Genomic DNA, 25717 nt, shown 5'->3' with positions numbered 1-25717 from the left:
ATGGCCTCTTCGCGGGCAAGCCCGCTCCCACATTTTGATCGGATTCCAATGGGAGGAATGCGTTCGAATGTGGGAGCCGGGCTTGCCCGCGATGGCCGCACCTCGGTCTCAGGAAGGCCGCACCACCTCACCCGTCGCCAAGTCACGAATCAGGCTCGGGTTCTTGCGCCCACCCAGGGCGCCACCCAACACCCGATCGACCTGGCCACGGAAATACTGCTCCACGCGAAGCCGCGTACGCGCAGCCGGGCGCCCTTGCGGGTTGGCCGAGGTGGAAATCAGCGGCCCCACCAGCGAACACAAATCCCGCACCAGTGGGTGATCGCTCACCCGCAACGCCACCGTGTCGTGCACACCCGTCACCCATTCAGGCAGCAAATCCTGATGCGGCACCAGCCAGGTATTAGGCCCAGGCCAGGTGCTGGCCATGCGCTCGATCCAGGTGTCCGGGAAGTCTTCAAAGAGAAAGTCGAACTGGCGAATGTTATCCGCCACCAGGATCAGGCCCTTGTCCACCGACCGATTCTTGATCGCCAGCAGCCGGTCCACCGCTTCTTCGTTCCACGGGTCGCAGCCAAGGCCCCAGACCGCTTCGGTCGGGTAGGCAATCACCGCGCCTGCGCGAATTTCTCGTGCGGTTTCCAGCACACGCCACCTGTTGACCATTGCTCACTCTCCGGACTAAAGCTCTGCGCAGTTTACCGATCTTCTTTACAAAACCTAGCAGCGCGCAAGCCAGCGCCCGCTTTCGCAGATCACCTGGCCTTCGAGCTCAAGCTCGGTCAGTGTCGCCAGCACGTGGGACAAAGGCCGCCCGCTGGCAATCGCCAGGGCCTCGCTGGTGTGCGGCGCGGCATGCAGCAACGCCACCAGTGGATGAGTCACCGGCATCGGCGCCGGGCGGGACAGTGCCTGCCAGCCCCGCAACCCTTCCAGAATATGCTCGATGGATTCCACCAACGTCGCGCCATCGCGGATCAATTGATGGCAGCCCTTGGCGCCGGGATGATGGATGGAGCCCGGGATCGCATACACCTCCCGCCCTTGCTCAGCCGCCAGCCGCGCGGTGATCAGCGAACCGCTGGCCATGCTGGCTTCCACCACCAGCACGCCCAGCGACAGGCCACTGATGATCCGGTTGCGCCGGGGGAAGTTCGCGGCCTGGGGCGCGGCGCTCAGTGGAAACTCGGAAACCACCGCGCTGCCTTGGGCAATCATCGCCGCTGCGAGCTGTCGGTGGCGCTGTGGATAAAAGTTTTCAAGCCCAGTGCCGAGCACGCCGATTGTCTGGCCGCCGACGTCCAGGGCTGCCTGATGCGCCGCGCCATCTATGCCCAACGCGAGACCACTGGTGATGACAAAACCGGCACTTGCCAAGGCGCGGGAAAAGGCCGCCGCAGTGTCCATGCCAGGGCGCGAAGCACGGCGGCTGCCGACCATGGCCAACTGCGGTTTTTCGAGGATTTTGGGGTCGCCGGCGACGAACAATAGTGGGGGTGCGTCGTCGATCTGGGCGAGCAGTGCGGGGTACTCAGGTTGGTCCCACATCAGCAAATGCTGGGCCGGCTGCGCCAACCATGCCAATGCCTCACCGGCACCGTCACGTATTTCAGGGCTGCGCCGGGCATCGGCGCTGATGGCCGGCAAGCCGAGGGAACGCCAGGCACTGGCGGGGGCACTGATGGCCTTTGAGGCAGAGCCGAACGCGTCAATCAATACACGAAAACGCTTGGGGCCCAGCTCTGGCAGCCTGTGCAAGCGTAGTCGAGCTTCCAGTTCTGACGGGGAAATATCGCTGCTGTTTATCGGATACATTTGATCATCCTTGACCGGAACAAGCTGTGGATAACTCTGTTGGTAACTTATTTAGCAGGCTATTTATTGTGTTTGTTGGGCAGTCTCGAATCGATCCATAACGGCCAGTGCGCGTGAGGCACTGAGCACCAGGCCATAACTGAGCTTTTCATAGGTACGAAACACCACCAGGGTGCCGGCGCGTTCATCGGGGAGCTTGGTCGGGATGCCGGTGAGGGTGTCGCGTACGGTGGCCCCGGTCTTGATCACCCTGAGCAGTTGGCCTTCGACCAAGCCGTCACGACGGCCCTTGTTCAGGGTCACGGCGTCCAATACGCCGATCTGGGTGATGCCTTTGGGGACATCGATAATGTGCCCTTCGATAAAAAGCGCAGGCTTGGGGGCCTTGAGGTTGGCCAGCTCCACGGGCGGCTCGGTGCGCAACAAGCGGTCGCCCGGGCGTACTTCCTGGGTGACCCGCTGCACTGCCAGGGTGGTGAGGTCGCCAGCCATCACAAAACGCGCGGTGCCGATGTCGTCGGCGTTGATGCCCAGCAGTTCCTGGGTGTCGGGGTCGGTGTAGGCCTTACCCCGGCGAAAGATCCCGTAATTTGGCTGGGCCGGGTCCAGGTTGCCTCTGGCATGTACCCGCTCGCCATTGGCGCCGAGTACTCGGCCCGCGTCCGCCGCGACAATGTAAGGTGCGTTGTCCAGGTCCTGGGCTGTATCGAGAATGCGGTTGTGCAGTAAAAACTGCTGGATGGCCTGTTGCGTCGCGTGTTCCAGACGCTGGCCGGGCTGGGGAAGCAGGGCCACGGCGAGCGGCGCCCACAGCAGCAAGACGAGTAGCGATTTCCTCATGGGGTGAATCTCCTTTATTATGTACGTTCGCGTGAAATGCCATAGCCTTCGCGGCTTTCGAACCTTTCACACCGGCTGACTGGGTCCATCCCACCGCCGATTTGCCTCTACCTCACATGTGCAGCAATTACGCTTATGGCTATTTTGAACATCCTCGAATTCCCCGACTCGCGCCTGCGCACGATCGCCAAACCGGTGGCCGTAGTGGACGACAAGGTTCGTCAGTTGGTCGATGACATGTTTGAAACAATGTATGAAGCCCCGGGCATCGGCCTCGCCGCCACCCAGGTCAACGTGCATCAACGCGTCGTGGTCATGGACCTGTCGGAAGATCGCAGCGAACCGCGGGTGTTTATTAACCCCGAGTTCGAACCGCTGACTGAAGAGATGGGCGAATACCAGGAAGGTTGCCTGTCGGTGCCGGAGTTCTACGAGAACGTCGAACGCCCCCTGCGCGTGAAGATCAAGGCCTTGGACCGTGACGGCAAGCCCTATGAACTGATCGCCGATGGCCTGCTCGCAGTGTGCATCCAGCACGAATGCGACCACCTCAATGGCAAGCTGTTTGTTGATTATCTGTCCACGCTTAAACGCGACCGGATCAAGAAGAAGCTGGAAAAAAAGCATCGCCAGCAAGCTTGATGCCCTTCTTCCAAAGGCTTGCTGCGGCAAGCCTTTTTCTTTTGTGACTGTTTTTAACCGAGACTTCCCATGACCGAGCCACTGCGCATTGTTTTTGCCGGCACTCCTGAATTTGCCGCCGAACACCTAAAGGCCCTGCTTGCCAGCCCTTATGACATCGTCGCGGTGTACACCCAGCCGGATCGCCCGGCCGGTCGCGGGCAAAAACTGATGCCGAGCCCGGTCAAGCAGCTGGCGCTTGAGCACGATATTCCTGTGCTGCAACCGCCGACCCTGCGCAACGCCGAGGCCCAGGCTGAACTGGCCGCGCTGCAGCCGGACCTGCTGGTGGTGGTGGCTTACGGCTTGATCCTGCCTCAGGCCGTGCTGGATATCCCACGCCTGGGCTGCATCAACAGCCATGCTTCGCTGCTGCCACGCTGGCGCGGGGCGGCGCCGATCCAGCGCGCCGTGCAAGCCGGTGACAGCGCAAGCGGTGTGACCGTGATGCGCATGGAGGCGGGTCTGGACACCGGCCCGATGCTGCTGAAAGTCACCACCCCGATCACCGCCCAAGACACCGGCGGCAGCCTGCACGACCGCCTCGCCGAGCTGGGCCCGCCCGCCGTGATCCAGGCCATTGCCGGCCTGGCTGCCGGCACCCTCGACGGCGAAGTGCAGGACGACAGCCTGGCCACCTACGCCCACAAACTCAACAAAGACGAAGCGCGCATCGACTGGAGCCGCCCGGCCGTAGAGCTGGAGCGCCTGGTACGCGCCTTCAACCCGTGGCCTATCTGCCACAGCACCCTCAGCGGCGAAGCCTTGAAAGTGCTGGCCGCCACCTTGGCTGACGGCAAAGGCGCCCCCGGTGAAATCATCGGCGCCAGCAAAGACGGCCTGTTGGTCGCCTGCGGTGAACAGGCGCTGTGCCTGACGCGTCTGCAATTGCCCGGCGGTAAAGCGCTTAATTTCAGCGATTTGTTCAACAGCCGTCGTGAGAAATTTGCCCTGGGCACGGTTCTCGGGGCGGTCGCTCAATGAACCCGCGTCTGGCCGCCGCCAAGGCTCTCGCCGCCGTCCTGAATGGCAAGGCTTCGCTGAACAGCTCGCTGCCTACGCAGCTGGATAAGGTCGACGACCGCGATCGCGGTTTCACCCAGGACCTGGCGTTTGGCACCGCGCGCTGGCAACCACGCTTGTCGGCACTGGCAGCCAAGCTGCTGCAAAAGCCTTTCAAGGCCGCAGATGCAGACGTGGAAGCGCTGCTGCTGGTCGGCCTCTATCAGCTGCTCTACACCCGCGTGCCGGCCCACGCCGCCATCGGTGAAACCGTCGGTTGCGCCGACAAGCTGAAAAAGCCTTGGGCCAAGGCCCTGCTCAACGCCGTGCTGCGCCGCGCCCAGCGCGAGAGCGAAGCGCTGCTGGCCGAGCTGGAACACGACCCGGTGGTGCGTACCGCCCACCCGCGCTGGCTGCAAAAATCGTTGAAAGCCTTCTGGCCTGAGCAATGGGAAGCCATTTGCGCGGCCAACAATGCGCACCCGCCGATGATTCTGCGGGTTAACCGTCGTCATCACAGTCGCGACGCTTACCTGCAATTGCTCACCGACGCTGGCATCAACGCTACACCGTGCGTGTACAGCCCCGACGGCATCGTGCTGGAAGCGGCCACTGACGTGCGCGCCTTGCCGGGCTTTGCCGAAGGTTGGATCAGCGTGCAGGACGAAGCCGCGCAATTGGCCGCCGACCTGCTCGACCTGGCGCCCGGCCAGCGCGTGCTCGACGCCTGCTGCGCGCCGGGTGGTAAAACATGCCACATTCTGGAAGTCGAAAAAGACCTGGCCGATGTAGTCGCCGTCGACTTGGAAGCCAAGCGCCTGGTGCGCGTGCGTGAAAACCTCGCACGCCTGGGCCTGAGCGCCGAACTGATCGCCGCCGACGGCCGCGACACCGCCACCTGGTGGGACGGCAAACCGTTCCAGCGCATCCTGCTCGACGCACCGTGCTCCGCCACCGGCGTGATCCGCCGCCACCCGGATATCAAGCTCACCCGCCAACCCGACGACATCGCCGCCCTGGCCGTGCTGCAAGGTGAACTGCTCGACGCCCTGTGGCCAACCCTGGAAGTCGGTGGCATCTTGCTCTACGCCACCTGCTCCACCTTGCCCACCGAGAACACCGAGGTAATCGAAGCCTTCCTCGCGCGCACCAGCGGCGCGCGCGAACTGGACCTCGCCACGGCAGCCGGCATCAAGCAGCCTCATGGCCGCCAACTGCTGGCGCAGGAAGGCGGACACGATGGCTTCTACTACGCCAAACTGATCAAGATTGCCGCCGCACGCGGCTAATGGGTTTAAGGGAGTGACCGGATGAAAATCATCATCCTTGGGGCAGGGCAGGTCGGCGGCACGCTGGCCGAACATTTGGCCAGCGAAGCCAACGACATCACGGTGGTCGACACCGATGCCGAGCGCCTGCGCAACCTCGGCGATCGCCTGGACATCCGCACCGTGCAAGGCCGCGCGTCATTCCCGACCGTGCTGCGCCAGGCCGGTGCCGACGACGCCGACATGCTGGTAGCCGTGACCAACAGTGACGAGACCAATATGGTCGCCTGCCAGGTCGCTCACACCCTGTTCCACACGCCCACCAAAATCGCCCGCGTCCGTGAGGCGGCGTACCTGACTCGTGCAGGGCTTTTCGACAACGACGCGATTCCGGTGGACGTGCTGATCAGCCCGGAACAGGTGGTGACTCACTACATCAAGCGCCTGATCGAAATTCCGGGCGCCTTGCAGGTGATCGACTTCGCCGAAGGCAAAGCGCAGCTGGTGGCAGTGAAGGCTTATTACGGCGGCCCACTGGTGGGCCAGCAACTGCGCCAACTGCGCGAGCACATGCCGAATGTAGAAACCCGCGTAGCCGCTATTTTCCGTCGCGACCGGCCAATCCTGCCTCAGGGCGACACGGTGATCGAAGCCGACGACGAAGTGTTTTTTATCGCCGCCAAAGCGAATATTCGCGCAGTCATGAGCGAAATGCGCCGGCTGGATGAGACCTACAAGCGCATCGTCATCGCCGGCGGTGGGCAAATCGGTGAGCGTTTGGCCGAGGCCATCGAAAGTCGCTATCAGGTGAAGATCATCGAGATGAGTCCGGCGCGCTGCCGGCATTTGTCCGACACCCTCGACAGCACCGTCGTACTGCAAGGCAGTGCCTCAGACCGCGACCTGCTGATGGAAGAGAACATCGCCGACGCTGATATCTTCCTGGCCCTGACCAACGATGACGAGGCCAACATCATGTCCTCGCTGTTGGCCAAACGGTTAGGGGCGAAGAAGGTGATGACCATCATCAATAACCCGGCCTATGTCGACCTGATTCAGGGCGGCGACATCGACATCGCCATCAGTCCGCAACTGGCCACCATCGGCACCTTGCTCGCTCACGTGCGCCGTGGCGATATCGTCAGCGTGCACTCCCTGCGCCGAGGCGCGGCGGAAGCCATCGAGGCGATTGCCCACGGTGATTCGAAGTCGAGCAAGGTGATTGGCAAGGCGATCCGCGATATTGGCTTGCCGCCGGGTACGACCATTGGCGCAATCATTCGCGATGAAGAAGTGATCATCGCCCACGACGATACGGTGATCGTCACGGGGGACCATGTGATCCTGTTCCTGGTGGATAAAAAACATATCCGCGATGTGGAGAAGCTGTTCCACGTGGGGTTGAGCTTTTTCTGATCACAACATTCAGGTGAGCCTACCGCCGTCATCGCGGGCAAGCCCGCTCCCACAGTGGGAATGCGATCACATGTGGGAGCGGGCTTGCCCGCGATGACGATATTGAAAACCCTACCTAGCTGAAGGACACACAGCCATGCTCGAATCCCTGGAAAAAATGCTCACCAAGGGTGTGGATAATTCACTGCTACGCTTTGGCTTGGGCAAGGGTTATCTGGATCTGAAGGACAACGCCAAGGCGGCGGAGCATTTGCAGAAGTGCGTCGAGTTCGATCCGAAGTACTCGGCGGCGTGGAAGTTGTTGGGTAAGGCGCAGTTGGGACAGGGTGATAATGCTGCGGCGCGGTTGGCTTGGGAGAAGGGCATAGAAGCGGCCCAGGCCCATGGCGACAAGCAGGCCGAAAAAGAGATGACGGTGTTCCTGAAAAAACTCGACCGCCAGGCTTAATCGGAACCAAATGTGGGAGCGGGCTTGCTCGCGAAGGCATAGTGTCAGCCACCTAATGTGTGTCTGATACACCGCATTCGCGAGCAAGCCCGCTCCCACATTGGTTTTGCATCGACCGTAAGTCAGTCGTATATCAATACCACCGCGCCTCACCCGGCGGGCGTTTCTTGAAGCGCTTCATGCTCCACATGTACTGGCTCGGGTAAGCCCCCACATACCGCTCCACCACCTTGCTCATCGCCGCGCAGGACGTGGCGGTATCGGTGCTGTACATGTCTTCCGGCGCCGCTTCCAGAATCACTTTGTAGCCCGAGCCGTCCGGCAGCCGCAGCGCATGCAGGAACACGCCCACCGCCTTATGGCCCGCGAGCATGTTCGGCACGAACTTGCTGGTCAGCGCCTGGGTGGCGAAGAACGGTACGAAGATCCCGGCCGATTCTGCCGGCTCCGGGTCAGCGGGAATCCCCACCTGGCCGCCCTTGCGCACTTCCTTGATCACGCTGAGGATGCCTTCCTTGGTCGATGCGGCCACCCGGTTGCCCAACTGCACGCGTTGTTTGCGCAGCAGGTCATCCACGGCCTTGAGCTTGGGCGGACGGTAGAAAATGATCGGTTTGCACTGGCTGCAATAGAAGTGGTTCAACACTTCCCAGTTGCCCAGGTGGCTGGTGATGCCGACCACACCTTTGCCGGAGGCCAAGGCTTCGTGCAGCACTTGCAGGCCTTCGACTTCGCGCACCAGGTCGATGGAGCGCTGGGCCGGCCAGATCCAGGCGCAGGCGCTCTCGGTGAGGGACTTGCCGATGTCCATCAGGCTCTGGCCGACCAGGCGCTCGCGCGCGGCGGGGTCCATGTCCGGGAAGCATTTGGAGAGGTTGATCCGCACCGTTTCGCGGGAGCGGTTGGGGGTTTTCCACATGATCCAGCCAATCGCCGTGCCGACGGCCTGGACAGCGCGCCAAGGCAGCAGGGCAAATAACCGAAGAGCGCCTACCAGCAAGGCGCCTTTAAACTTTTCCACAGGTCACTCCTGATCGTGTGTGGTGCGCAAAGCAGGCATTCTAACCGGCGTTGGCCAAGTCCGCGTAACGGTCGCAATCCTGGGTGTGGTCCATGACCATCCCAGAGGCCTGCATGAACGCGTAGCAAATGGTCGGGCCGACGAACGTGAAGCCGGCTTTTTTCAGGGCGCGGCTCATGGCTTCGGCCTCGGGGGTAATCGCCGGGACCTGGCTGCGGTCCGTGAAGTGATTGACCTTGGGCACGCCGCCGACAAACGACCAGAGCAAGCCCACCGGGTCCTCCAGCGCCAGCCAGGCGGCGGCGTTGCGACGAGTGGCGTTGAGCTTCAGGCGATTGCGCACAATGCCCGGGTCCTGCATCAGCGCTTCAATCTCGGCATCGGTCAATCGCGCCAAACGCTGTGCATCAAAGCCGAACAAGACCTTTCGATAATGCTCGCGTTTGCGTAAAACGGTGATCCAGGACAGGCCTGCCTGGAACCCTTCGAGCAAAAGTAACTCGAACAGACCCTGCGCATCGCGCAGCGGCGTTCCCCACTCCTGATCGTGATAAGCCATGTACAGCGGATCTTCAGAACACCAAAAGCAGCGTGGCATAAGGCTCCATGGAGTGGTGGCAGGGCCGAATCGGGTATACTCCCGCTCTTTAAATCGCAGCCCAAGTAACAGGTGAATTTCGTGAGCCAGCCTACGCCAGCCGTGCGTACCTTCCAAGACTTGATCCTCGCCCTCCAGCAATACTGGGCCGAGCAAGGTTGTGTGGTACTTCAGCCCTACGATATGGAAGTAGGCGCCGGCACTTTCCACACCGCTACATTCCTGCGGGCCATCGGCCCGGAAACCTGGAACGCCGCTTATGTGCAGCCCAGTCGTCGCCCGACTGACGGCCGCTACGGCGAAAACCCGAACCGCCTGCAGCACTACTACCAATTCCAGGTGGTATTGAAGCCGAACCCGGACAACTTCCAGGAGCTGTACCTGGGCTCGCTGAAACATGTCGGCCTGGACCCACTGGTGCACGACATCCGTTTCGTCGAAGACAACTGGGAATCGCCAACCCTGGGCGCTTGGGGCTTGGGCTGGGAAGTCTGGCTCAACGGCATGGAAGTGACGCAGTTCACTTACTTCCAGCAAGCGGGCGGCATCGAGTGCTACCCGGTGACCGGCGAGATCACCTACGGTCTCGAGCGTCTGGCCATGTACCTGCAAGGCGTGGATTCGGTCTATGACCTGGTGTGGGCTGACGGCCCGTTCGGCAAAGTGACTTACGGGGACGTGTTCCACCAGAACGAAGTGGAGCAGTCCACTTACAACTTCGAACACGCCAACGTCGAAAAGCTGTTCGAACTGTTCGACTTCTATGAGAGCGAAGCCAAGCGCCTGATCGAACTGGATCAGCCGCTGCCGTTGCCAAGCTATGAAATGGTGTTGAAGGCCTCCCATACCTTCAACCTGCTGGACGCCCGCCGTGCCATTTCGGTGACCGCGCGCCAGCAATACATCCTGCGTGTACGCACCCTGGCGCGTTCCGTCGCCCAAGCCTACCTGCTGGCGCGCGCCAAGCTGGGCTTCCCGATGGCTACCCCGGATTTGCGTGATGAAGTGTTGGCTAAGCTGGAGGCTGCACAATGAGTGCTCAAGATTTCCTGGTTGAACTGGGCACTGAAGAGCTGCCACCCAAGGCACTCAACACCCTGGCCGATGCGTTCCTGGCCGGTATCGAAAAAGGCCTGCACACCGCCGGCCTGAAATTCGCTGCAAAGAAAGTCTACGCCGCGCCACGTCGCCTGGCCGTGTTGCTGACCGCGCTGGAAACCCAGCAACCGGACCGCAGCATCAACCTCGACGGCCCGCCACGTCAGGCGGCTTTCGATGCTGAAGGCAACCCGACTCAAGCCGCCCTTGGTTTTGCCAAGAAGTGCGGCGTCGAGCTGAGCGAGATCGACCAGAGCGGCCCGAAACTGCGCTTCAGCCAGGTCATCACCGGTAAGCCGACGGCGAGCCTGTTGCCGACCATCGTTGAAGACTCGCTGAACGACCTGCCGATCCCTAAGCGCATGCGCTGGGGTGCGCGCAAAGAAGAGTTCGTACGCCCAACCCAATGGCTGGTGATGTTGCTCGGTGACCAAGTCATCGACTGCACGATCCTCGCCCAGACGGCTGGCCGGGATTCCCGTGGTCATCGCTTCCACCACCCAGAAGCCGTGCGTATCACTTCGCCCGCCAACTATGCCGCCGACCTGCGCGCTGCTTACGTGCTGGCCGATGCCAACGAGCGTCGCGAGCTGATCAGCAAGCGCACCGAAGAGCTGGCGCGCCTGCAGGAAGGCACCGCCATCGTGCCGCCAAGCCTGCTCGACGAAGTGACCGCGCTGGTTGAATGGCCGGTGCCGCTGGTGTGCTCGTTTGAAGAGCGTTTCCTCGATGTGCCGCAAGAAGCGCTGATCACCACCATGCAGGACAACCAGAAGTACTTCTGCCTGCTGGACGTGGACGGCAAGTTGCTGCCGCGCTTTATCACTGTGGCCAACATCGAAAGCAAGGACCCGCAACAGATCATCGCCGGTAACGAGAAAGTCGTTCGCCCGCGCCTGACTGACGCCGAGTTCTTCTTCAAGCAAGACAAGAAGCAGAAGCTCGAAGACTTCAACCTGCGCCTGCAAAACGTGGTGTTCCAGGAAAAACTCGGCAGCGTCTACGACAAGGCCGTGCGGGTTTCCAAGCTGGCGGCCTACATCGCGCCACGCATTGGTGGCGATGCTGCCTGGGCTGCACGTGCGGGCCTGCTGTCCAAGTGCGACCTGGCCACCGAGATGGTCGGCGAGTTCCCGGAAATGCAAGGTGTTGCCGGCTACTACTACGCCCTCAACGACGGCGAGCCGGACGATGTGGCCCTGGCGCTGAACGAGCAGTACATGCCGCGCGGTGCCGGTGCTGAGCTGCCGACCACCCTCACCGGTGCAGCCGTGGCCATCGCCGACAAGCTGGACACCCTCGTGGGTATCTTCGGTATCGGCATGCTGCCGACCGGCAGCAAAGACCCGTATGCCCTGCGTCGTGCCGCCCTGGGCGTGCTGCGTATCCTGATCGACAAAAAGCTCGACCTCGACCTGACCCAGGCCGTGGTGTTTGCCGTCGGCCAGTTCGGTGGCAAGGTCAAGCAAGCCGGCCTGGCCGAGCAAGTACTGGAATTCGTGTTCGACCGCCTGCGTGCGCGTTACGAAGACGAAGGCGTGGACGTGTCGGTGTATCTGTCGGTACGTGCCCTGCAGCCGGGTTCGGCGCTGGACTTCGATCAGCGTGTGCAAGCCGTACAGGCCTTCCGCAAGCTGCCGGAAGCCGATGCGCTGGCCGCCGTGAACAAGCGTGTGTCGAACCTGCTGAGCAAGGCCGACAACCTCGGCAATGCCGACGTCGACCCAGGCCTGTTTGCCGATGCCAAGGAGTTCTCGTTGAACTCGGCCATCGCCAAGGCAGAAAACGCAGTGAAACCACTGCTCGCCGAACGCAACTACGCCGAAGCACTGGCGCGCCTGGCCACCTTGCGTGAGCCGGTGGATGCGTTCTTCGAAGCGGTGATGATCAATGCCGAAGATGCCGGCGTGCGGAAAAACCGCTACGCCATGCTGGCGCGTCTGCGTGGCTTGTTCATCAACATCGCTGACATTTCCGTACTGGGCTGATCATGTTGAAACTGCTGATTCTCGATCGGGACGGGGTGATCAATTACGACTCCGACGCTTACATCAAGTCGGTGGCGGAATGGATTCCACTGCCCGGCTCGATCGAGGCCATCGCGCAGTTGAGCAAAGCCGGCTGGACGGTGGCCATCGCCACCAACCAGTCCGGCATCGCCCGCGGTTACTACGACATCGCCACCCTGGACGCCATGCACGCGCGCTTGCGCACGTTAGTGGCGGAGCAGGGCGGTGAGGTGGGGCTGGTGGTGTACTGCCCCCACGGGCCGGATGAGGGCTGCGATTGCCGCAAACCCAAGCCTGGGATGTTGAAAACCATTGCAGAACATTACAAGGTGCCCTTGGCTGGGATATGGTTCGTCGGGGACAGCCTCGGTGACCTGGAGGCGGCTAAAGCCGTCGACTCTCAGCCAGTTTTGATTAAGACCGGGAAAGGCGAAAAGACCCAGGCGAAAAACCTGCCGGTAGGCACTTTGATTTTTGACGATCTGGCGGCGGTTGCCGCAGAACTTATTAACAACTAGCCGCCCTCGACTTCCTGAACAAGGATTGCTCGGGAGTGCGCTTTTAGCAGGCGGGCCGTGTCCCGCAACGGTAAATGCCGCCATGTCGATCTTGCAGGCCATCAGAACCTTTTTCTTTTACCTGCTGTTGGGCACCAGTTCGTTTCTCTGGTGCACCCTGAGCTTTTTTATTGCGCCGTTCCTGCCGTTCAAGGCGCGCTATCGTTTTATCAACGTCTATTGGTGCCGCTGCGCGTTGTGGCTGACCAAGGTGTTCCTGAATGTCCGTTTCGAGGTGAAGGGCGCGGAAAACGTCCCGGACCAGCCCTGCGTGATTCTGTCGAACCACCAGAGCACCTGGGAAACGTTTTTCCTCTCGGCATACTTCTCGCCCCTGAGCCAGGTGCTCAAGCGCGAGTTGCTGTACGTGCCGTTCTTTGGCTGGGCCATGGCCATGTTGCGTCCGATTGCCATCGACCGTGACAACCCCAAGGCGGCGCTCAAGCATGTGGCCAAGAAGGGCGATGAGCTGCTCAAGGATGGCGTGTGGGTGCTGATCTTCCCGGAAGGCACGCGAGTGCCTTACGGCACCGTGGGTAAATTCTCACGCGGCGGCACCGCCTTGGCGGTCAATGCCAACCTGCCGGTGTTGCCTATTGCGCATAACGCCGGCAAGTTCTGGCCGAAGACTGGCTGGGCCAAACGCGCAGGCACGATCACCGTGGTAATTGGCGAGCCGATGTACGCAGAAGGCGAAGGACCGCGTGCCATTGCTGCATTAAATGACCGCGCCGCAGCCTGGAACGAAGCTCAACAACGGGCGATGGGTTCATTGCCTCCTGAGCCTGTCGTAGTAGAGACGCCGGCGATTTGAGCTTCTGTGGATAACCTGTGTACGGTTTGTTGGCGAATTGGCCTTTTTGGCTCATAACAGGCTGATTTACTTACATATTTCTTAAGCTCATAAAATCGCGAAAAACGTGCATAAGTTTTTTCAGCATTAAAAAACCGGTCCTTGTGACCGGTTTTTTATGCACAGCAGAAAAGTACGTTTTTTCAGTCCTCGAGCAGAGGCAATTGCAGGCTGAAGGTCGAGCCTTTACCCAACTCGCTTTCACACACAATGCGGCCGCCATGGCGCTCAACCACGGCTTTGACCATGGTCAACCCCAACCCTAAACCCTCGCTGCCTTGGGCTGAATCGAAGCGTCGGTATTGGCTGAACAGCTCCGGCAAATCCTGCGGTGCGATGCCTGGCCCCTGATCGCTGATGCGGCATTCCAACCACCCTTGCGCGCTGCCATGGCGCAAGGTGACGGTAGTGCCTGATGCAGAGTATTTGATGGCGTTTTCCAGCACATTGAACAGTGCTCGCGTCAGCAGGGATTGATCGGCTGAGACCATAGTCTCGTCTGCTTCATCCAGGTCATGGACCAGGTGAATGCCCTTGAGCTGGGCAATCACCGCTACTTGGTCAAAAGCATCCATGACCAGCATGGCAAACAAGGTCGGCTGGAAGTGGTAACCATCCGCCTCGGCTTTGGCCAATTGCACAAAGGATTCGGTGAGGCTCAAGGCGCGCTTCACCTGTTGTTCGATCTGGGCAAATATCGGGGACTCGCCGTTGTGCACATCCAGCAAGGCCAGGATCGCCGAATGTGGCGCACGCAGATCATGGGAAAGGAAGCGCAGCATCGTCTCGCGATGTTGCTGGGCTTCGCGCTCTTTGCTCAAGTCTGTGAGGCTCAGCAGCCAACCGAGGGCGACATCACCTTCGGCCGGCAGCAACGGCGCTAGCTCCATGCGCAGGCTGCGCTGGTGGATGTCACGGAACTCAACGAGCTCCAACGCTGACAGGGCAGGGCGAACACCGTTATGCAGTGGCGGATAGCCCAGGTCGGCGAGTTGTTCCAGAAGATATTTGTTTACCAGATCATTACCGAACACATCACGGGCAACCCGATTGGCCAGCAGGATACGGCCCTGCGGATCGGTAATCAGTGTGGCCACCGGCAGGCATTCCAGCCCGTCAGCCATAAAGCGCCGTGTGTCGCGTGTACGGCTTACCGCCTGTTCAAGCGCAAAGATCCGCCCCTGTAACACGTCGCCTTTGCTGGCGGGCGCACGGCGGCGCTCGGGAAGCACTTTGGGTTCGTCATCCAGACGTGCCAGCTCCCAGCCGAAGTACGCAAGGATCACGCTCAGCCGGCGCCAATTCCAGATCAAATAGCTAAGCAGCAAGCCGATCAGGCACGCTGCGGGTGACCACCAGTGCCCCAGGCGCAACAAGGCCCATGAGCCGAGCAGCGCGGTGGCCATACACGCCAGGGTCATCCACAGTGCATATCGCGGCCGATACAACAGCAGGCCTAGCAGCAATGCCACCAGTGAAGTCGCCAGCAAGGCGGCCAGCCAGCCTGGAAGGTCAACAATGCTGCGGCCCTGCAGCAACCCGTTGAGGATATTCGCTTGGAGCTCCACACCTGCCGTGGCGCCCACGGTGGAGGAGAGCGGCGTGACAAAACGATCACCCATTCCATAGGCGGTGGCACCCACCAGTATCAGCCGGCCGCGCAACTCTTCAGGGGGCACCTCGCCGCGCAATACGCTGACGTAGGACACGCTAGGAAAATGCTGATGTGCCGTGAAGGGAACACGAATCGCGTGTTCACGATGCCAATGTTGGTTGCTGGGTTCCTCGGGCAGCCCGGGCATGGGTGAAGTTTGCCCACTCAACGTATAGACCAGCCACGCTAACTGCGCATGCGTGTTCCCAGGCGGGCCCTCACGCATATACAGGCTGCGTACGACGCCATCGTGATCCGCTTCGACATTGATGTGCCCCACGCCTTTGGCGCACTTGAGCAGCGGCAATAATTGTTCACCTGGCAAGTCGGCACTCGCGGCGCCACCGTTCACCAACGGCAATAAGACATTGCCGGCGTTGCACACAGCATCAGCCAATCGCTGATCATCCGCCGCATCGCCGGGCTCACTGAAGATTACGTCGAACAATATTCCAGCGGGTCGAGCGGCGCTGAGTTGGTCGATCAGGTCGGCATGCAGGCTGCGGGGCCATGGCCAAGGGCCGAGCTTTTTCAGGCTCTGATCATCAATGGTTACCAACAAGATACGCGGGTCAACAGGCAGCGAGGTCAGGCGACGGAGGCTGTCATACAGCGGGTTATTGAGGGCCAGACCGGGGCTCAGAGACAGGTAGACAGTGAAGGGCAGCAAGACCAGGCCAATCCATAGCCACTCGCGTACCAAACCGTGGAACAGCAATTGCGCCCGAGTGGGTTGGCGTTTTTCGGCTTTGCGCCACAGCATCATCGGGCTACCGCCGCAGGTTTGCATGGACGCTGATAACGAATAGTTGAACGTGCCATATGCCCCGCCTTCTCCTTGGTCGATGTGAACGACGTACTGAACCCAGTGAAGCTCATTTCGGTCTCACTGTTAGACTTTCCTGAATGCTTGGTGCAGAACCTTTTCCTTACGGGCAGGAGTCGGTATCTTTCCTCCAAGGTATCGAGGTCTTTCAATGGATTAAGGGCTCTTTGATATCAGCGTATCGAGAGATTCGAGGGTCGATGAATCTGACCACAATTATTCAGATTCGATGACTGGCATTTGCGCCGTATTTTTTAAAAAGAAAGGACCCACCCATGCGTGTCGCAATACTGGATGACGAGCCCGCTGAATTGCGTCGGGTTGAGCAGACACTGCGACAAATCCCCAGCACCACGGAGCAGCCGTGGTCTGTGCATTGCTTCGAACGCGGTGAAGACCTGCTGCGGCAACTGCGCCGGGAAACCTTCGACCTGCTGATACTCGACTGGCAGCTGCCAGATATCAGCGGCATTGCACTGCTGCGTTGGACCCGCGAGCACATGGAGTCTCCGCCCGCCGTCATCATGCTCACCAGCCGGGATGCCGAGAGCGACATCGTCACGGCGCTGAACAGCGGGGCGGATGATTACGTCAGCAAGCCCTTCCGGCCCAACGAACTCAACGCTCGAGTTACTGCCGTTCTGCGTCGCCATGGTTTGCAAAAATCCGCGACCCACGAAGTACAGAGCTTCAACGACCTGACCTTCGACGATGCTGAGCTAACCGTCACCCGCGCGGGCAAACCTATCAACCTGACCGAGCGTGAATACCGCTTGGCCAGTTGCTTGTTCGCCAATCTGGCCCGCCCTCTGTCCCGAGAATATCTGTACGAGCGGTTTTGGTCGCATGAAGAAATGGTCTCATCGCGACCGCTGGATACACATATCTACCGTCTGCGTAACAAGCTGGGTTTGACGGCTGACCGAGGCTGGCAGCTGTTGACCATCTACGGGTACGGCTACCGGTTGGAGAGTGTCGCGGCAGCAACGACCTCGGGTTGAAAACCTTGATGTTCCACGTGGAGCATTTAAAAATCGCTTGTTAACACCCAATAAAAAAGGCCAACGCTGAGCGTTGGCCTTTTTGTTTTACGGGCTAGATCAGGGTTTCGTCGGCAAAAAACCACCTAGTCCGGCATCCCTTTACCAGGCAATGCTTCAGGAGATCTTCCTGTGCTTACTGCCTCCGTAACATGATTTTACATTTTGAGCGGAGCTAGCTAAGATCGACGGATTGGAGATGGCATTCCTCCATTAACCAACCGCTGCGCCCGTAGCAGCTGATGATGCCTACAGAAACCTGATCAATCAGGTCTGTAGGCGTTCGCGCTCAGAATCCCTTTTGGTCAGGCCCACTTACTTTTTGTGGCTGGCCAAATGTCTAAATTTCGACGACCTGAACAACTCGACTTACTGCCCTACATAGCGAAATGGCTTGCGCTTGCAGGTCTTGTAGCTCTTTTGGCAGGCTCTGCCTCTGCGTTATTCCTCCTTTCTTTGGATCATGCCACCCGGTGGCGAGAAACCCATCCCTGGGTGATCTGGCTCCTGCCAGTGGCTGGCTTTGCTGTGGGGCTTGCGTATCACTTGATAGGCAAACCCGTTGATGCCGGAAACAACCTGATCATCGATGAGATCCACGATCCTAAGAAGATCGTGCCATTGCGCATGGTGCCGATGGTGCTGATCGGAACCGTGGTGTCCCACCTCTTCGGTGCATCTGTTGGACGTGAGGGTACGGCGGTGCAGATGGGCGGCGCTCTTGCCGATCAACTGACGCATGTCTTCCGGCTACGCCGCGAAGATCGCAGGGTGATTCTCATGGCCGGGATCAGTGCTGGCTTTGCGTCCGTCTTCGGCACACCTCTCGCGGGGGCTTTGTTCGGACTTGAAGTGTTGGCCATCGGACGTATGCGTTACGACGCGCTCTTCCCTTGTGTGGTTGCGGCAATCGTTGCTGACCAGGTGGGGCAAGCCTGGGGAGTGGTTCATACACATTACGTCATTGGCGAAGTGGTTCCCGTGCAGCTATGGAGCGTCATGGCTGTGGTCGCCGCTGGGATTATCTTCGGCCTCACTGGCCTGCTATTCGCGACAGCGACCCACAAGCTCGGGGCCTTCGTTAAGCGGCTTATCACCTATTCACCATTAAGACCCTTAGCCGGCGGCCTGCTGATCGCAGTCGCCGTGTGGGCGCTCGGTAGTAACCATTACATCGACGTCGATAAGTACATCGGACTGGGCATTCCGAGCATCGTCCAATCCTTTCAAATGCCAATGGCTCCTTGGGACTGGCTTGGAAAGATGGTGTTCACCGTTGTCTCCCTGGGGAGTGGATTCAAGGGTGGCGAAGTCACACCGCTGTTCTACATTGGTGCCACCTTGGGGAACGCGCTAGCACCCCTGTTACACCTTCCCTTCGGCATGCTGGCTGGTATCGGTTTTGTCGCCGTCTTCGCTGGTGCAGCTAATACGCCACTGGCAACCATTGTCATGGCCATGGAACTGTTCGGGCCTGAAATCGCCCCCCTCGCGGCCATTGCTTGTATCGCCAGTTACCTCGTATCCGGACACACCGGGATCTATCACGCCCAGCGCGTTGGTCACAGCAAGCATCACCGCCCGCTGCCGGAGGAAATCCGGCTCTCCGATATCAAGCAATTCCACGCACAAACTAAATCTGAAAACGAGCGGAAAGTGGCTCTTGAGGGAGAAGAGAAATGACCGAGGATCGTCAAGACCGCCTGACAGCTTTGCAACTCTATTTCCCTGGCGCTAGTCGCGCTCGGGTTACCAGCTTCTGGCACCACCTAAGTGCACCTGCGCTAGCCCAGCACCTCCTTAAAATTGCTCAAAAAGCAAAAATCGAGCAGGTCATGCTCAAGACGATCTCTGCAGGTTATTTGCCGGGGCATCGCATCTCGCATCATCACCCGGAGCTGGGTGATATGCGTCATCCCCAATGCCTGGAATTGCTAGATACAGAGGACAGGCTGCGCGCCTTCCTGCGCGATCACGCTGACGAATTACGCAAGGTGCGAGCAGTTCTTCTCTTATGTGAGTTACCGCTGACTGACGCGTCGTAATTCAGTTTGAAAACAGCTTGGAAATGAAGAGGTAAGGCCGACCGAAGCGTCGGTCACTCGCCACATTAGAGGATGCAGCCTTCATAAACTCTTTACGAAATGTTGTGCGTTCTTGAGTGCTCATAGGATCACCAGCATCGTTTGAGTCCAATATTTACAGTACGCCTGTCACCTGAGTCTCGCTACCGCCTCACGACAAGGGGCGGAAATCACTTTAATTGAAGCGAAAAAAAGCCCGCTTTCAGCGGGCTCTCTTTGGAATGGTCGGCTAATCGGTAAGGTTTAGCCGAACCATCTATTTGTGAAAAACGCAGTTAAAGTGTGAACCTGCACCTGATCAGAAGTCCAGGTTGGACACCGCCAAGGCGTTGCTCTCGATGAAGTCACGACGAGGTTCGACCGCATCACCCATCAGGGTGTTGAAGATCTGGTCTGCGCCAATGGCGTCTTCGATGGTTACGCGCAGCATGCGACGCTGGGCCGGATCCATGGTGGTTTCCCACAGCTGATCCGGGTTCATCTCGCCCAGACCTTTGTATCGCTGGATGGTGTGGCGCTTGGTGCTTTCGGCCATCAGCCAGTCGAGGGCTTCCTTGAACTCCTTGACCTGCTTCTTGCGTTCGCCACGCTGAATGTAAGCACCGTCGTCCAGCAGGGTGCTCAATTGCGCGCCGAGAGTAACCACGGTTTTGTAGTCGTTACTGCCGAAGAAGTCGCGGTTGAAGGTGACGTAGTTCGACAGGCCGTGGGAGATCAGTTCGACCTCCGGCAGCCACACGTTACGCTCACGGTCTTCACGCAGGCTGGCTTTGTAGACCAGGCCAGACTTCTCAGAAGTGCGCAGGCGAACTTCGTACTGGGCCAGCCAGTTCTGCATGTGGGCGTGATCGCCCAACTGCTCCAGGCTCACGGACGGCAGATAGATGAAGTGCTCGGTCAGCTCCTGAGGGTACAGGCGCGACAGACGCTTGAGAGTCTTCATTACCATGCGGAAGTCGTTAACCAGACGCTCCAGCGACTCACCGGAAATGCCAGGTGCTTCGTCGTTCAAGTGCAGGCTGGCATCTTCCAGGGCCGACTGCGTCATGTACTCTTCCATGGCGTCGTCGTCTTTGATGTATTGCTCTTGCTTGCCCTTTTTCACTTTGTACAACGGCGGCTGAGCGATGTAGATGTAGCCACGCTCGATCAGCTCCGGCAACTGACGGAAGAAGAACGTCAGCAGCAGCGTACGGATGTGCGAACCGTCGACGTCAGCATCGGTCATGATGATGATGTTGTGGTAGCGCAACTTGTCGATGTTGTACTCGTCGCGACCGATACCGCAGCCCAACGCCGTGATCAAGGTGCCGACTTCCTGCGAGGAAATCATCTTGTCGAAGCGCGCCTTCTCAACGTTGAGGATCTTACCCTTCAACGGCAGGATGGCCTGGGTGCGGCGGTTACGACCCTGCTTGGCGGAACCGCCAGCAGAGTCACCTTCCACCAGGTACAGTTCGGAGAGGGCAGGGTCCTTCTCCTGGCAGTCAGCCAGTTTGCCCGGCAGGCCGGCGATATCCAGCGCGCCTTTACGACGGGTCATCTCACGGGCTTTACGCGCCGCTTCACGGGCACGCGCAGCATCGATCATCTTGCCAACAACCAGCTTGGCTTCGTTCGGGTTCTCCAGCAGGAAGTCGGAGAAGTACTTGCCCATCTCCTGCTCCACTGCAGTCTTCACTTCGGAAGACACCAGCTTGTCTTTGGTTTGGGAGCTAAACTTAGGATCCGGTACTTTCACCGAGATAATCGCGGTCAGGCCTTCACGCGCATCGTCACCGGTGGTGGCAACTTTGTGCTTCTTGGCCAAGCCTTCGGCTTCGATGTAGGTGTTCAGGTTACGCGTCAGTGCGGAACGGAAACCCACCAAGTGAGTACCGCCATCGCGCTGTGGAATGTTGTTGGTGAAGCACAACAGGTTCTCGTTGAAGCTGTCGTTCCACTGCAGGGCGATTTCGACGCCGATGCCGTCTTCACGCTGGATGTTGAAGTGGAACACCTGGTTGACCGCAGTCTTGTTGGTGTTCAGGTATTCAACGAATGCACGCAAACCACCTTCGTACTTGAACAACTCTTCCTTGCCGCTGCGCTCGTCCTTGAGGACGATGCCGACACCGGAGTTGAGGAAGGACAGTTCACGAATCCGCTTGGCCAGGATGTCCCAGCTGAAGTGGATATTCTTGAAGGTTTCATCCGACGGCTTGAAGTGGATCTGTGTACCAGTAGTCTCACTGTCACCGACGATTTTCATCGGTTCTTGTGGCACACCGTGCACGTAGGTTTGTTCCCAGATCTTGCCGCTACGGCGAACAGTCAGGATCAGCTCTTCAGACAGAGCGTTCACCACCGACACACCCACACCGTGCAAACCGCCGGAGACTTTATAGGAGTTGTCGTCGAACTTACCGCCGGCGTGCAGCACGGTCATGATGACCTCGGCTGCCGAAACGCCTTCTTCTTTGTGCACATCTACCGGAATACCACGACCGTTGTCGCGCACGGTGATGGATTCATCCGGGTGGATGATAATGCTGATGTCGTCGCAGTGACCGGCCAAAGCTTCGTCGATGGAGTTGTCGACCACCTCGAACACCATGTGGTGCAGACCGCTACCATCATCGGTGTCGCCGATGTACATACCGGGACGTTTGCGTACGGCATCCAAACCTTTCAGCACTTTAATGCTGGTCGAGTCGTACGTGTTTTCTTCGCTCATGCCTTCACTCCCGGTGGTCGTGGGTCTGGGTGATACGGCCTTGTTCCACGTGGAACAAAGCGACTGGCGTTTCCGTCTGCCAGCCTTCCCTCAATAATTCGTGGTCTACACAGGTGATAAACACCTGGCAGCGTAAGTCTTCCAACAAGCGGCATAACGCGCGGCGGTGTTGCTCGTCGAGTTCGGACGGCAAGTCATCCACCAAATAAATACACTGACCGCGCCGGGCTTGGCTAACCAAATGCCCTTGGGCAATACGCAGTGCACACACCACCAACTTCTGCTGACCGCGGGATAAGATATCCGCGGCATTGTGTGCGCCTAATCTAAGGCGCAGATCAGCCCGTTGGGGGCCTGCCTGTGTATGGCCAATTTGCTTATCCCGTTGCAAGGACGTGGCAAGCACTGCGCTCAACTCACGCTCTTTATCCCAACCACGGTAGTAGCTCAGTGTTAGACCCTCGAGATCCAACAACTCACTCAAGGTCTGCTCAAAGACTGGTTTCAAGGCTTTGATATAGGCGCGTCGGTATTCATCTATTTCGTCGCTGGCCAGGCACAGTTCCCGGTCCCACGCTGCTTGCGAAGCGGCGTCAAGTGTACCATGCCGCAGCCATGAGTTCCGCTGCCGCAGGGCCTTCTGCAGGCGCTGCCAAGTGGCCATGAAACGCGGTTCCACGTGGAACACTCCCCAATCAAGGAATTGCCTGCGGATCTTCGGAGCACCTTCCAACAGGCGGAAGCTGTCCGGGTTGATCAACTGCAATGGCAGAATTTCCGCCAGTTGCGCCGCACTGCGAGCATTTTGCCCGTCGATGCGAATTTGAAATTCACCGCCGCGATCTCGCGATATCCCCAAGCTGCTATGACCGCCCTCAGCCAATTCGACTTGGCCAAACACAGTGCACGCCAGCTGTTCATACTGAATCACCGGCAACAAGCGTGCGCTGCGAAAAGAACGGGCGAGCCCCAGCAAATGAATGGCTTCCAGCACGCTGGTTTTGCCACTGCCGTTGGCGCCATGGAGGATATTGATGCGGGGGGAAGGGGAGAAGGTCACCGGGTGCAGATTGCGCACCGCGGTGACCGAGACGCGACTGAGGGACATCTAGCTTCTGCTGAGCATGATTACAGGCGCATCGGCATAACAACGTAAGCCGAGTCGTCGTTATCGGATTCTTGCACCAAGGCGCTGCTGTTGGAGTCTGACAGAATCAGGCGAACCTGCTCGGTGGTCATCACACCCAATACGTCCAACAGGTAGCTCACGTTGAAGCCGATCTCCAGCGAGCCACCGTTGTAGTCCACGCCCACTTCTTCTTCCGCTTCTTCCTGCTCTGGGTTATTCGCCTGAATTTTCAGCTGACCATTAGCCAGTTGCAGACGGATACCACGGTACTTTTCGTTAGACAGAATCGCGGTACGGCTGAACGCTTCACGCAGCGCCTGACGATCACCGATCACCAGTTTGTCGCCACCTTTAGGCAGTACGCGCTCGTAATCCGGGAACTTGCCGTCGACCAATTTGGAGGTGAAGGTGAACTCGCCGGTGGTTGCACGGATGTGGTGCTGGCCCAGGACGATGCTGACGTTACCGTCCGGCTCGGTGAGCAGACGCGCCAGCTCCAGGATACCTTTACGCGGAACAATCACTTGATGGCGATCTGGCTGACCGATGTCGGCTTTCATCGAGCACATGGCCAGACGGTGACCGTCGGTAGCCACCGCGCGGATAATGCCTTCCGAAACCTCCAGCAGCATACCGTTGAGGTAGTAACGCACGTCCTGCTGGGCCATGGCGAAGCTGGTGCGCTCGATCAAGCGACGCAGCTTGCTTTGCTCCAGGCTGCAGGTCAGCGAGCCTGGGCCTTCTTCTACCGTCGGGAAGTCGTTGGCAGGCAACGTCGACAGGGTGAAGCGGCTACGACCCGCCTTGACCACCAGCTTCTGCTCATCAACCTTGATGTCGATCAGCGCGTCGTTGGGCAGGCTCTTGCAGATGTCCATCAGCTTGCGCGCCGGCACAGTGATCTCGCCCGGTTCAGCGGGCTCTTCCAACTGCACGCGACCCACCAGCTCGACTTCCAGGTCAGTACCGGTCAAAGACAATTGCTGGCCTTCGACAACCAGCAATACGTTGGAGAGCACCGGCAAGGTCTGTCGGCGCTCGACGACGCCTGCGACCAGTTGCAGGGGTTTCAACAGGGCTTCGCGTTGAATGGTGAAATGCATGGTCTAGTCCCTTGCCTTAATAAGCTGCGCTGGTGTCATCAAGTAGTCAGTGTACGCAGCAGGTTCTTGTAGTCCTCGCGAATATCCGCGTCGGATTCCTTAAGTTCGTTGATCTTGCGGCACGCGTGCAAGACCGTAGTGTGGTCGCGACCGCCAAACACATCACCGATCTCCGGCAGGCTGTGGTTGGTCAGCTCTTTAGAGAGCGCCATCGCAACCTGGCGTGGACGTGCCACCGAGCGCGAGCGGCGCTTGGAGAGCAAGTCGGAAATCTTGATTTTGTAGTACTCAGCCACGGTGCGTTGGATGTTATCCACACTCACCAGCTTGTCTTGCAGTGCCAGCAAGTCTTTCAGGGATTCACGAATCAACTCGATGGTGATATCGCGGCCCATAAAGTGTGAGTGAGCGATGACCCGCTTGAGCGCGCCTTCCAGCTCACGCACGTTGGAGCGAATACGTTGGGCAATAAAGAAAGCCGCGTCGTGAGGCAGATCGACTTTCGCCTGGTCGGCCTTTTTCATCAGGATCGCGACACGGGTTTCCAGCTCCGGCGGCTCTACCGCTACGGTCAGGCCCCAGCCGAAGCGCGACTTCAAGCGTTCTTCCAGGCCTTCGATTTCCTTCGGGTAACGGTCACTGGTCAAGATGACCTGCTGGCCGCCTTCGAGCAGGGCGTTGAAGGTGTGGAAAAACTCTTCCTGGGAACGTTCCTTGCGCGCGAAGAATTGAATGTCATCGATCAGCAAGGCATCAACGGAGCGGTAGAACCGCTTGAACTCGTTGATTGCGTTGAGCTGCAAGGCCTTGACCATGTCAGCCACGAAGCGCTCCGAGTGCAGGTACACGACCTTGGCATTCGGGTTCTTCTTTAATAGATGGTTACCCACAGCGTGCATCAAGTGGGTCTTACCCAAGCCGACGCCACCATAAAGGAAGAGCGGGTTGTAACCGTGCTTGGGGTTGTCAGCCACCTGCCAGGCGGCCGCACGGGCCAGCTGGTTGGATTTACCTTCGACAAAGTTTTCAAAGGTGAACGTACGGTTCAAGTAGCTGGTGTGCTTGAGCGCACCTTCAACCTGCACGGTGCGCTGTTCGGCGCGGACCGGTGCTTGCTGGGAGCTGGCACCCGCCATCGGATCGAAGCTGTCGCGGGACGGCTCTTCATTTACAGGCGCGTTTTTCTGCGCCGAGGATTTCGAAGGCGTCTGGGCAACGTGCGCTGGCGAGTTATTAACAGGTGCCGCAGCGGCCTGAGCCTGCGAGGCACTGGCTGCCAGCGGCGCATTTGGCGCAGCACGCGGTGCAGAGCTACGTTTGCTGCCTATTAATAAGGAGAGCACGGGCGCGAGGCCGTTGCCGTGTTCATCGAGCAATTCGAGAACACGGCTCAGGTATTTCTCATTAACCCAATCGAGAACAAAACGATTCGGCGCGTAGACACGCAACTCGTCGCCTTCGGCTTCGACCTGTAGCGGACGGATCCAGGTGTTGAATTGCTGGGCAGGCAGCTCTTCGCGCAAAAGCTCCACGCACTGCTGCCAAAGTTCCACTGACAC

At 59.1% G+C, this 25717-nt stretch carries 22 protein-coding genes and 1 riboswitch; of the genes, 12 read left to right on the top strand and 10 right to left on the bottom strand.

Annotation, left to right across the window (positions count from 1 at the left end):
* Positions 1-108: 108 nt before the first annotated feature.
* The 3 genes from tsaC to ACA065_RS00100 all read right to left on the bottom strand — a co-directional run bounded on the left by tsaC (position 109) and on the right by ACA065_RS00100 (position 2655).
* On the bottom strand, positions 109-666 hold the full coding sequence (tsaC, locus tag ACA065_RS00110) for an L-threonylcarbamoyladenylate synthase type 1 TsaC (protein ID WP_053253621.1): 558 nt from the start codon (positions 664-666) through the stop codon (positions 109-111).
* Positions 667-720: 54 nt separating this feature from the next.
* Complete coding sequence (gene dprA, locus ACA065_RS00105; RefSeq protein WP_497692805.1) at positions 721-1815, bottom strand: DNA-processing protein DprA; 1095 nt, start codon at positions 1813-1815, stop codon at positions 721-723.
* 63 nt (positions 1816-1878) lie between these two features.
* On the bottom strand, positions 1879-2655 hold the full coding sequence (locus tag ACA065_RS00100) for a peptidoglycan-binding protein (protein ID WP_497692804.1): 777 nt from the start codon (positions 2653-2655) through the stop codon (positions 1879-1881).
* Positions 2656-2790: 135 nt separating this feature from the next.
* On the opposite strand from ACA065_RS00100, the gene def reads away from it, so the two are divergent.
* The 5 genes from def (at position 2791) to ACA065_RS00075 (ending at position 7470) form a co-directional block, all read left to right on the top strand.
* Positions 2791-3297: a peptide deformylase gene (gene def, locus ACA065_RS00095; protein ID WP_016970668.1), complete on the top strand. Its 507-nt coding sequence runs from the start codon at positions 2791-2793 to the stop codon at positions 3295-3297.
* 69 nt (positions 3298-3366) lie between these two features.
* Positions 3367-4320 (top strand): methionyl-tRNA formyltransferase, encoded by a 954-nt coding sequence (gene fmt, locus ACA065_RS00090; RefSeq protein WP_497692803.1) that lies wholly within the window; start codon positions 3367-3369, stop codon positions 4318-4320.
* Positions 4317-5627, top strand: coding sequence for a 16S rRNA (cytosine(967)-C(5))-methyltransferase RsmB (rsmB, locus tag ACA065_RS00085; RefSeq protein WP_497692802.1), 1311 nt, complete (start codon positions 4317-4319; stop codon positions 5625-5627). Before fmt ends, rsmB begins: the two co-directional genes overlap by 4 nt.
* 21 nt (positions 5628-5648) lie before the next feature.
* Positions 5649-7022 (top strand): Trk system potassium transporter TrkA, encoded by a 1374-nt coding sequence (trkA, locus tag ACA065_RS00080; RefSeq protein ID WP_497692801.1) that lies wholly within the window; start codon positions 5649-5651, stop codon positions 7020-7022.
* A gap of 136 nt (positions 7023-7158) precedes the next feature.
* Complete coding sequence (locus ACA065_RS00075; protein WP_497692800.1) at positions 7159-7470, top strand: tetratricopeptide repeat protein; 312 nt, start codon at positions 7159-7161, stop codon at positions 7468-7470.
* A gap of 133 nt (positions 7471-7603) precedes the next feature.
* Here ACA065_RS00075 and ACA065_RS00070 read toward each other — a convergent pair whose 3' ends face one another.
* Complete coding sequence (locus tag ACA065_RS00070; RefSeq protein ID WP_497692799.1) at positions 7604-8491, bottom strand: lysophospholipid acyltransferase; 888 nt, start codon at positions 8489-8491, stop codon at positions 7604-7606.
* 40 nt (positions 8492-8531) lie between these two features.
* Positions 8532-9089, bottom strand: coding sequence for a DNA-3-methyladenine glycosylase I (locus ACA065_RS00065; protein ID WP_497692798.1), 558 nt, complete (start codon positions 9087-9089; stop codon positions 8532-8534).
* 81 nt (positions 9090-9170) lie between these two features.
* Between ACA065_RS00065 and glyQ the strand changes: the two genes are divergently transcribed.
* From glyQ to ACA065_RS00045, 4 genes are all read left to right on the top strand, one after another.
* Positions 9171-10124, top strand: coding sequence for a glycine--tRNA ligase subunit alpha (glyQ, locus tag ACA065_RS00060; protein ID WP_003213601.1), 954 nt, complete (start codon positions 9171-9173; stop codon positions 10122-10124).
* Complete coding sequence (glyS, locus tag ACA065_RS00055; RefSeq protein ID WP_497692797.1) at positions 10121-12175, top strand: glycine--tRNA ligase subunit beta; 2055 nt, start codon at positions 10121-10123, stop codon at positions 12173-12175. Before glyQ ends, glyS begins: the two co-directional genes overlap by 4 nt.
* A complete protein-coding gene (gmhB, locus tag ACA065_RS00050) occupies positions 12175-12714 on the top strand; it encodes a D-glycero-beta-D-manno-heptose 1,7-bisphosphate 7-phosphatase (RefSeq protein WP_497695445.1) in 540 nt (179 codons plus the stop codon). The genes glyS and gmhB overlap by 1 nt, the downstream gene beginning before the upstream one ends.
* 82 nt (positions 12715-12796) lie before the next feature.
* The gene (locus tag ACA065_RS00045; protein WP_497692796.1) at positions 12797-13567 is read left to right on the top strand and encodes a lysophospholipid acyltransferase family protein; all 771 of its coding nucleotides are present in this window, start codon (positions 12797-12799) and stop codon (positions 13565-13567) included.
* Positions 13568-13749: 182 nt separating this feature from the next.
* On the opposite strand, the gene ACA065_RS00040 is transcribed toward ACA065_RS00045, so the two are convergent.
* Positions 13750-16026, bottom strand: coding sequence for a CHASE2 domain-containing protein (locus tag ACA065_RS00040; RefSeq protein ID WP_497692795.1), 2277 nt, complete (start codon positions 16024-16026; stop codon positions 13750-13752).
* A 335-nt stretch (positions 16027-16361) separates the two neighbouring features.
* Here ACA065_RS00040 and ACA065_RS00035 point away from each other — a divergent pair, with 335 nt between their 5' ends.
* The 3 genes from ACA065_RS00035 to ACA065_RS00025 all read left to right on the top strand — a co-directional run bounded on the left by ACA065_RS00035 (position 16362) and on the right by ACA065_RS00025 (position 19171).
* Complete coding sequence (locus tag ACA065_RS00035; protein ID WP_497692794.1) at positions 16362-17087, top strand: response regulator transcription factor; 726 nt, start codon at positions 16362-16364, stop codon at positions 17085-17087.
* A gap of 225 nt (positions 17088-17312) precedes the next feature.
* Positions 17313-17385: riboswitch (Fluoride riboswitch) on the top strand.
* Between the two features lie 77 nt (positions 17386-17462).
* The gene (locus ACA065_RS00030) at positions 17463-18809 is read left to right on the top strand and encodes a voltage-gated chloride channel family protein (protein WP_497692793.1); all 1347 of its coding nucleotides are present in this window, start codon (positions 17463-17465) and stop codon (positions 18807-18809) included.
* Positions 18806-19171 (top strand): putative PII-like signaling protein, encoded by a 366-nt coding sequence (locus ACA065_RS00025; protein ID WP_497692792.1) that lies wholly within the window; start codon positions 18806-18808, stop codon positions 19169-19171. The genes ACA065_RS00030 and ACA065_RS00025 overlap by 4 nt, the downstream gene beginning before the upstream one ends.
* A 337-nt stretch (positions 19172-19508) precedes the next feature.
* On the opposite strand, the gene gyrB is transcribed toward ACA065_RS00025, so the two are convergent.
* Genes gyrB through dnaA form a run of 4 tightly spaced genes read right to left on the bottom strand, consistent with a single transcriptional unit; the run spans position 19509 to position 25717 of the window.
* Complete coding sequence (gyrB, locus tag ACA065_RS00020) at positions 19509-21926, bottom strand: DNA topoisomerase (ATP-hydrolyzing) subunit B (protein ID WP_497692791.1); 2418 nt, start codon at positions 21924-21926, stop codon at positions 19509-19511.
* Between the two features lie 4 nt (positions 21927-21930).
* Positions 21931-23034 (bottom strand): DNA replication/repair protein RecF, encoded by a 1104-nt coding sequence (recF, locus tag ACA065_RS00015; RefSeq protein WP_497692790.1) that lies wholly within the window; start codon positions 23032-23034, stop codon positions 21931-21933.
* Between the two features lie 20 nt (positions 23035-23054).
* On the bottom strand, positions 23055-24158 hold the full coding sequence (gene dnaN, locus ACA065_RS00010; protein ID WP_053258802.1) for a DNA polymerase III subunit beta: 1104 nt from the start codon (positions 24156-24158) through the stop codon (positions 23055-23057).
* 38 nt (positions 24159-24196) lie between these two features.
* Positions 24197-25717, bottom strand: a complete 1521-nt coding sequence (gene dnaA / locus ACA065_RS00005) for a chromosomal replication initiator protein DnaA (protein WP_497692789.1) — start codon at positions 25715-25717, stop codon at positions 24197-24199.

The sequence above is a fragment of the Pseudomonas sp. LBUM1640 genome, assembly GCF_059716225.1.
Note: the sequence above shows the minus strand (reverse complement) of the source record. Positions and strands in the feature narration are given on the sequence as shown.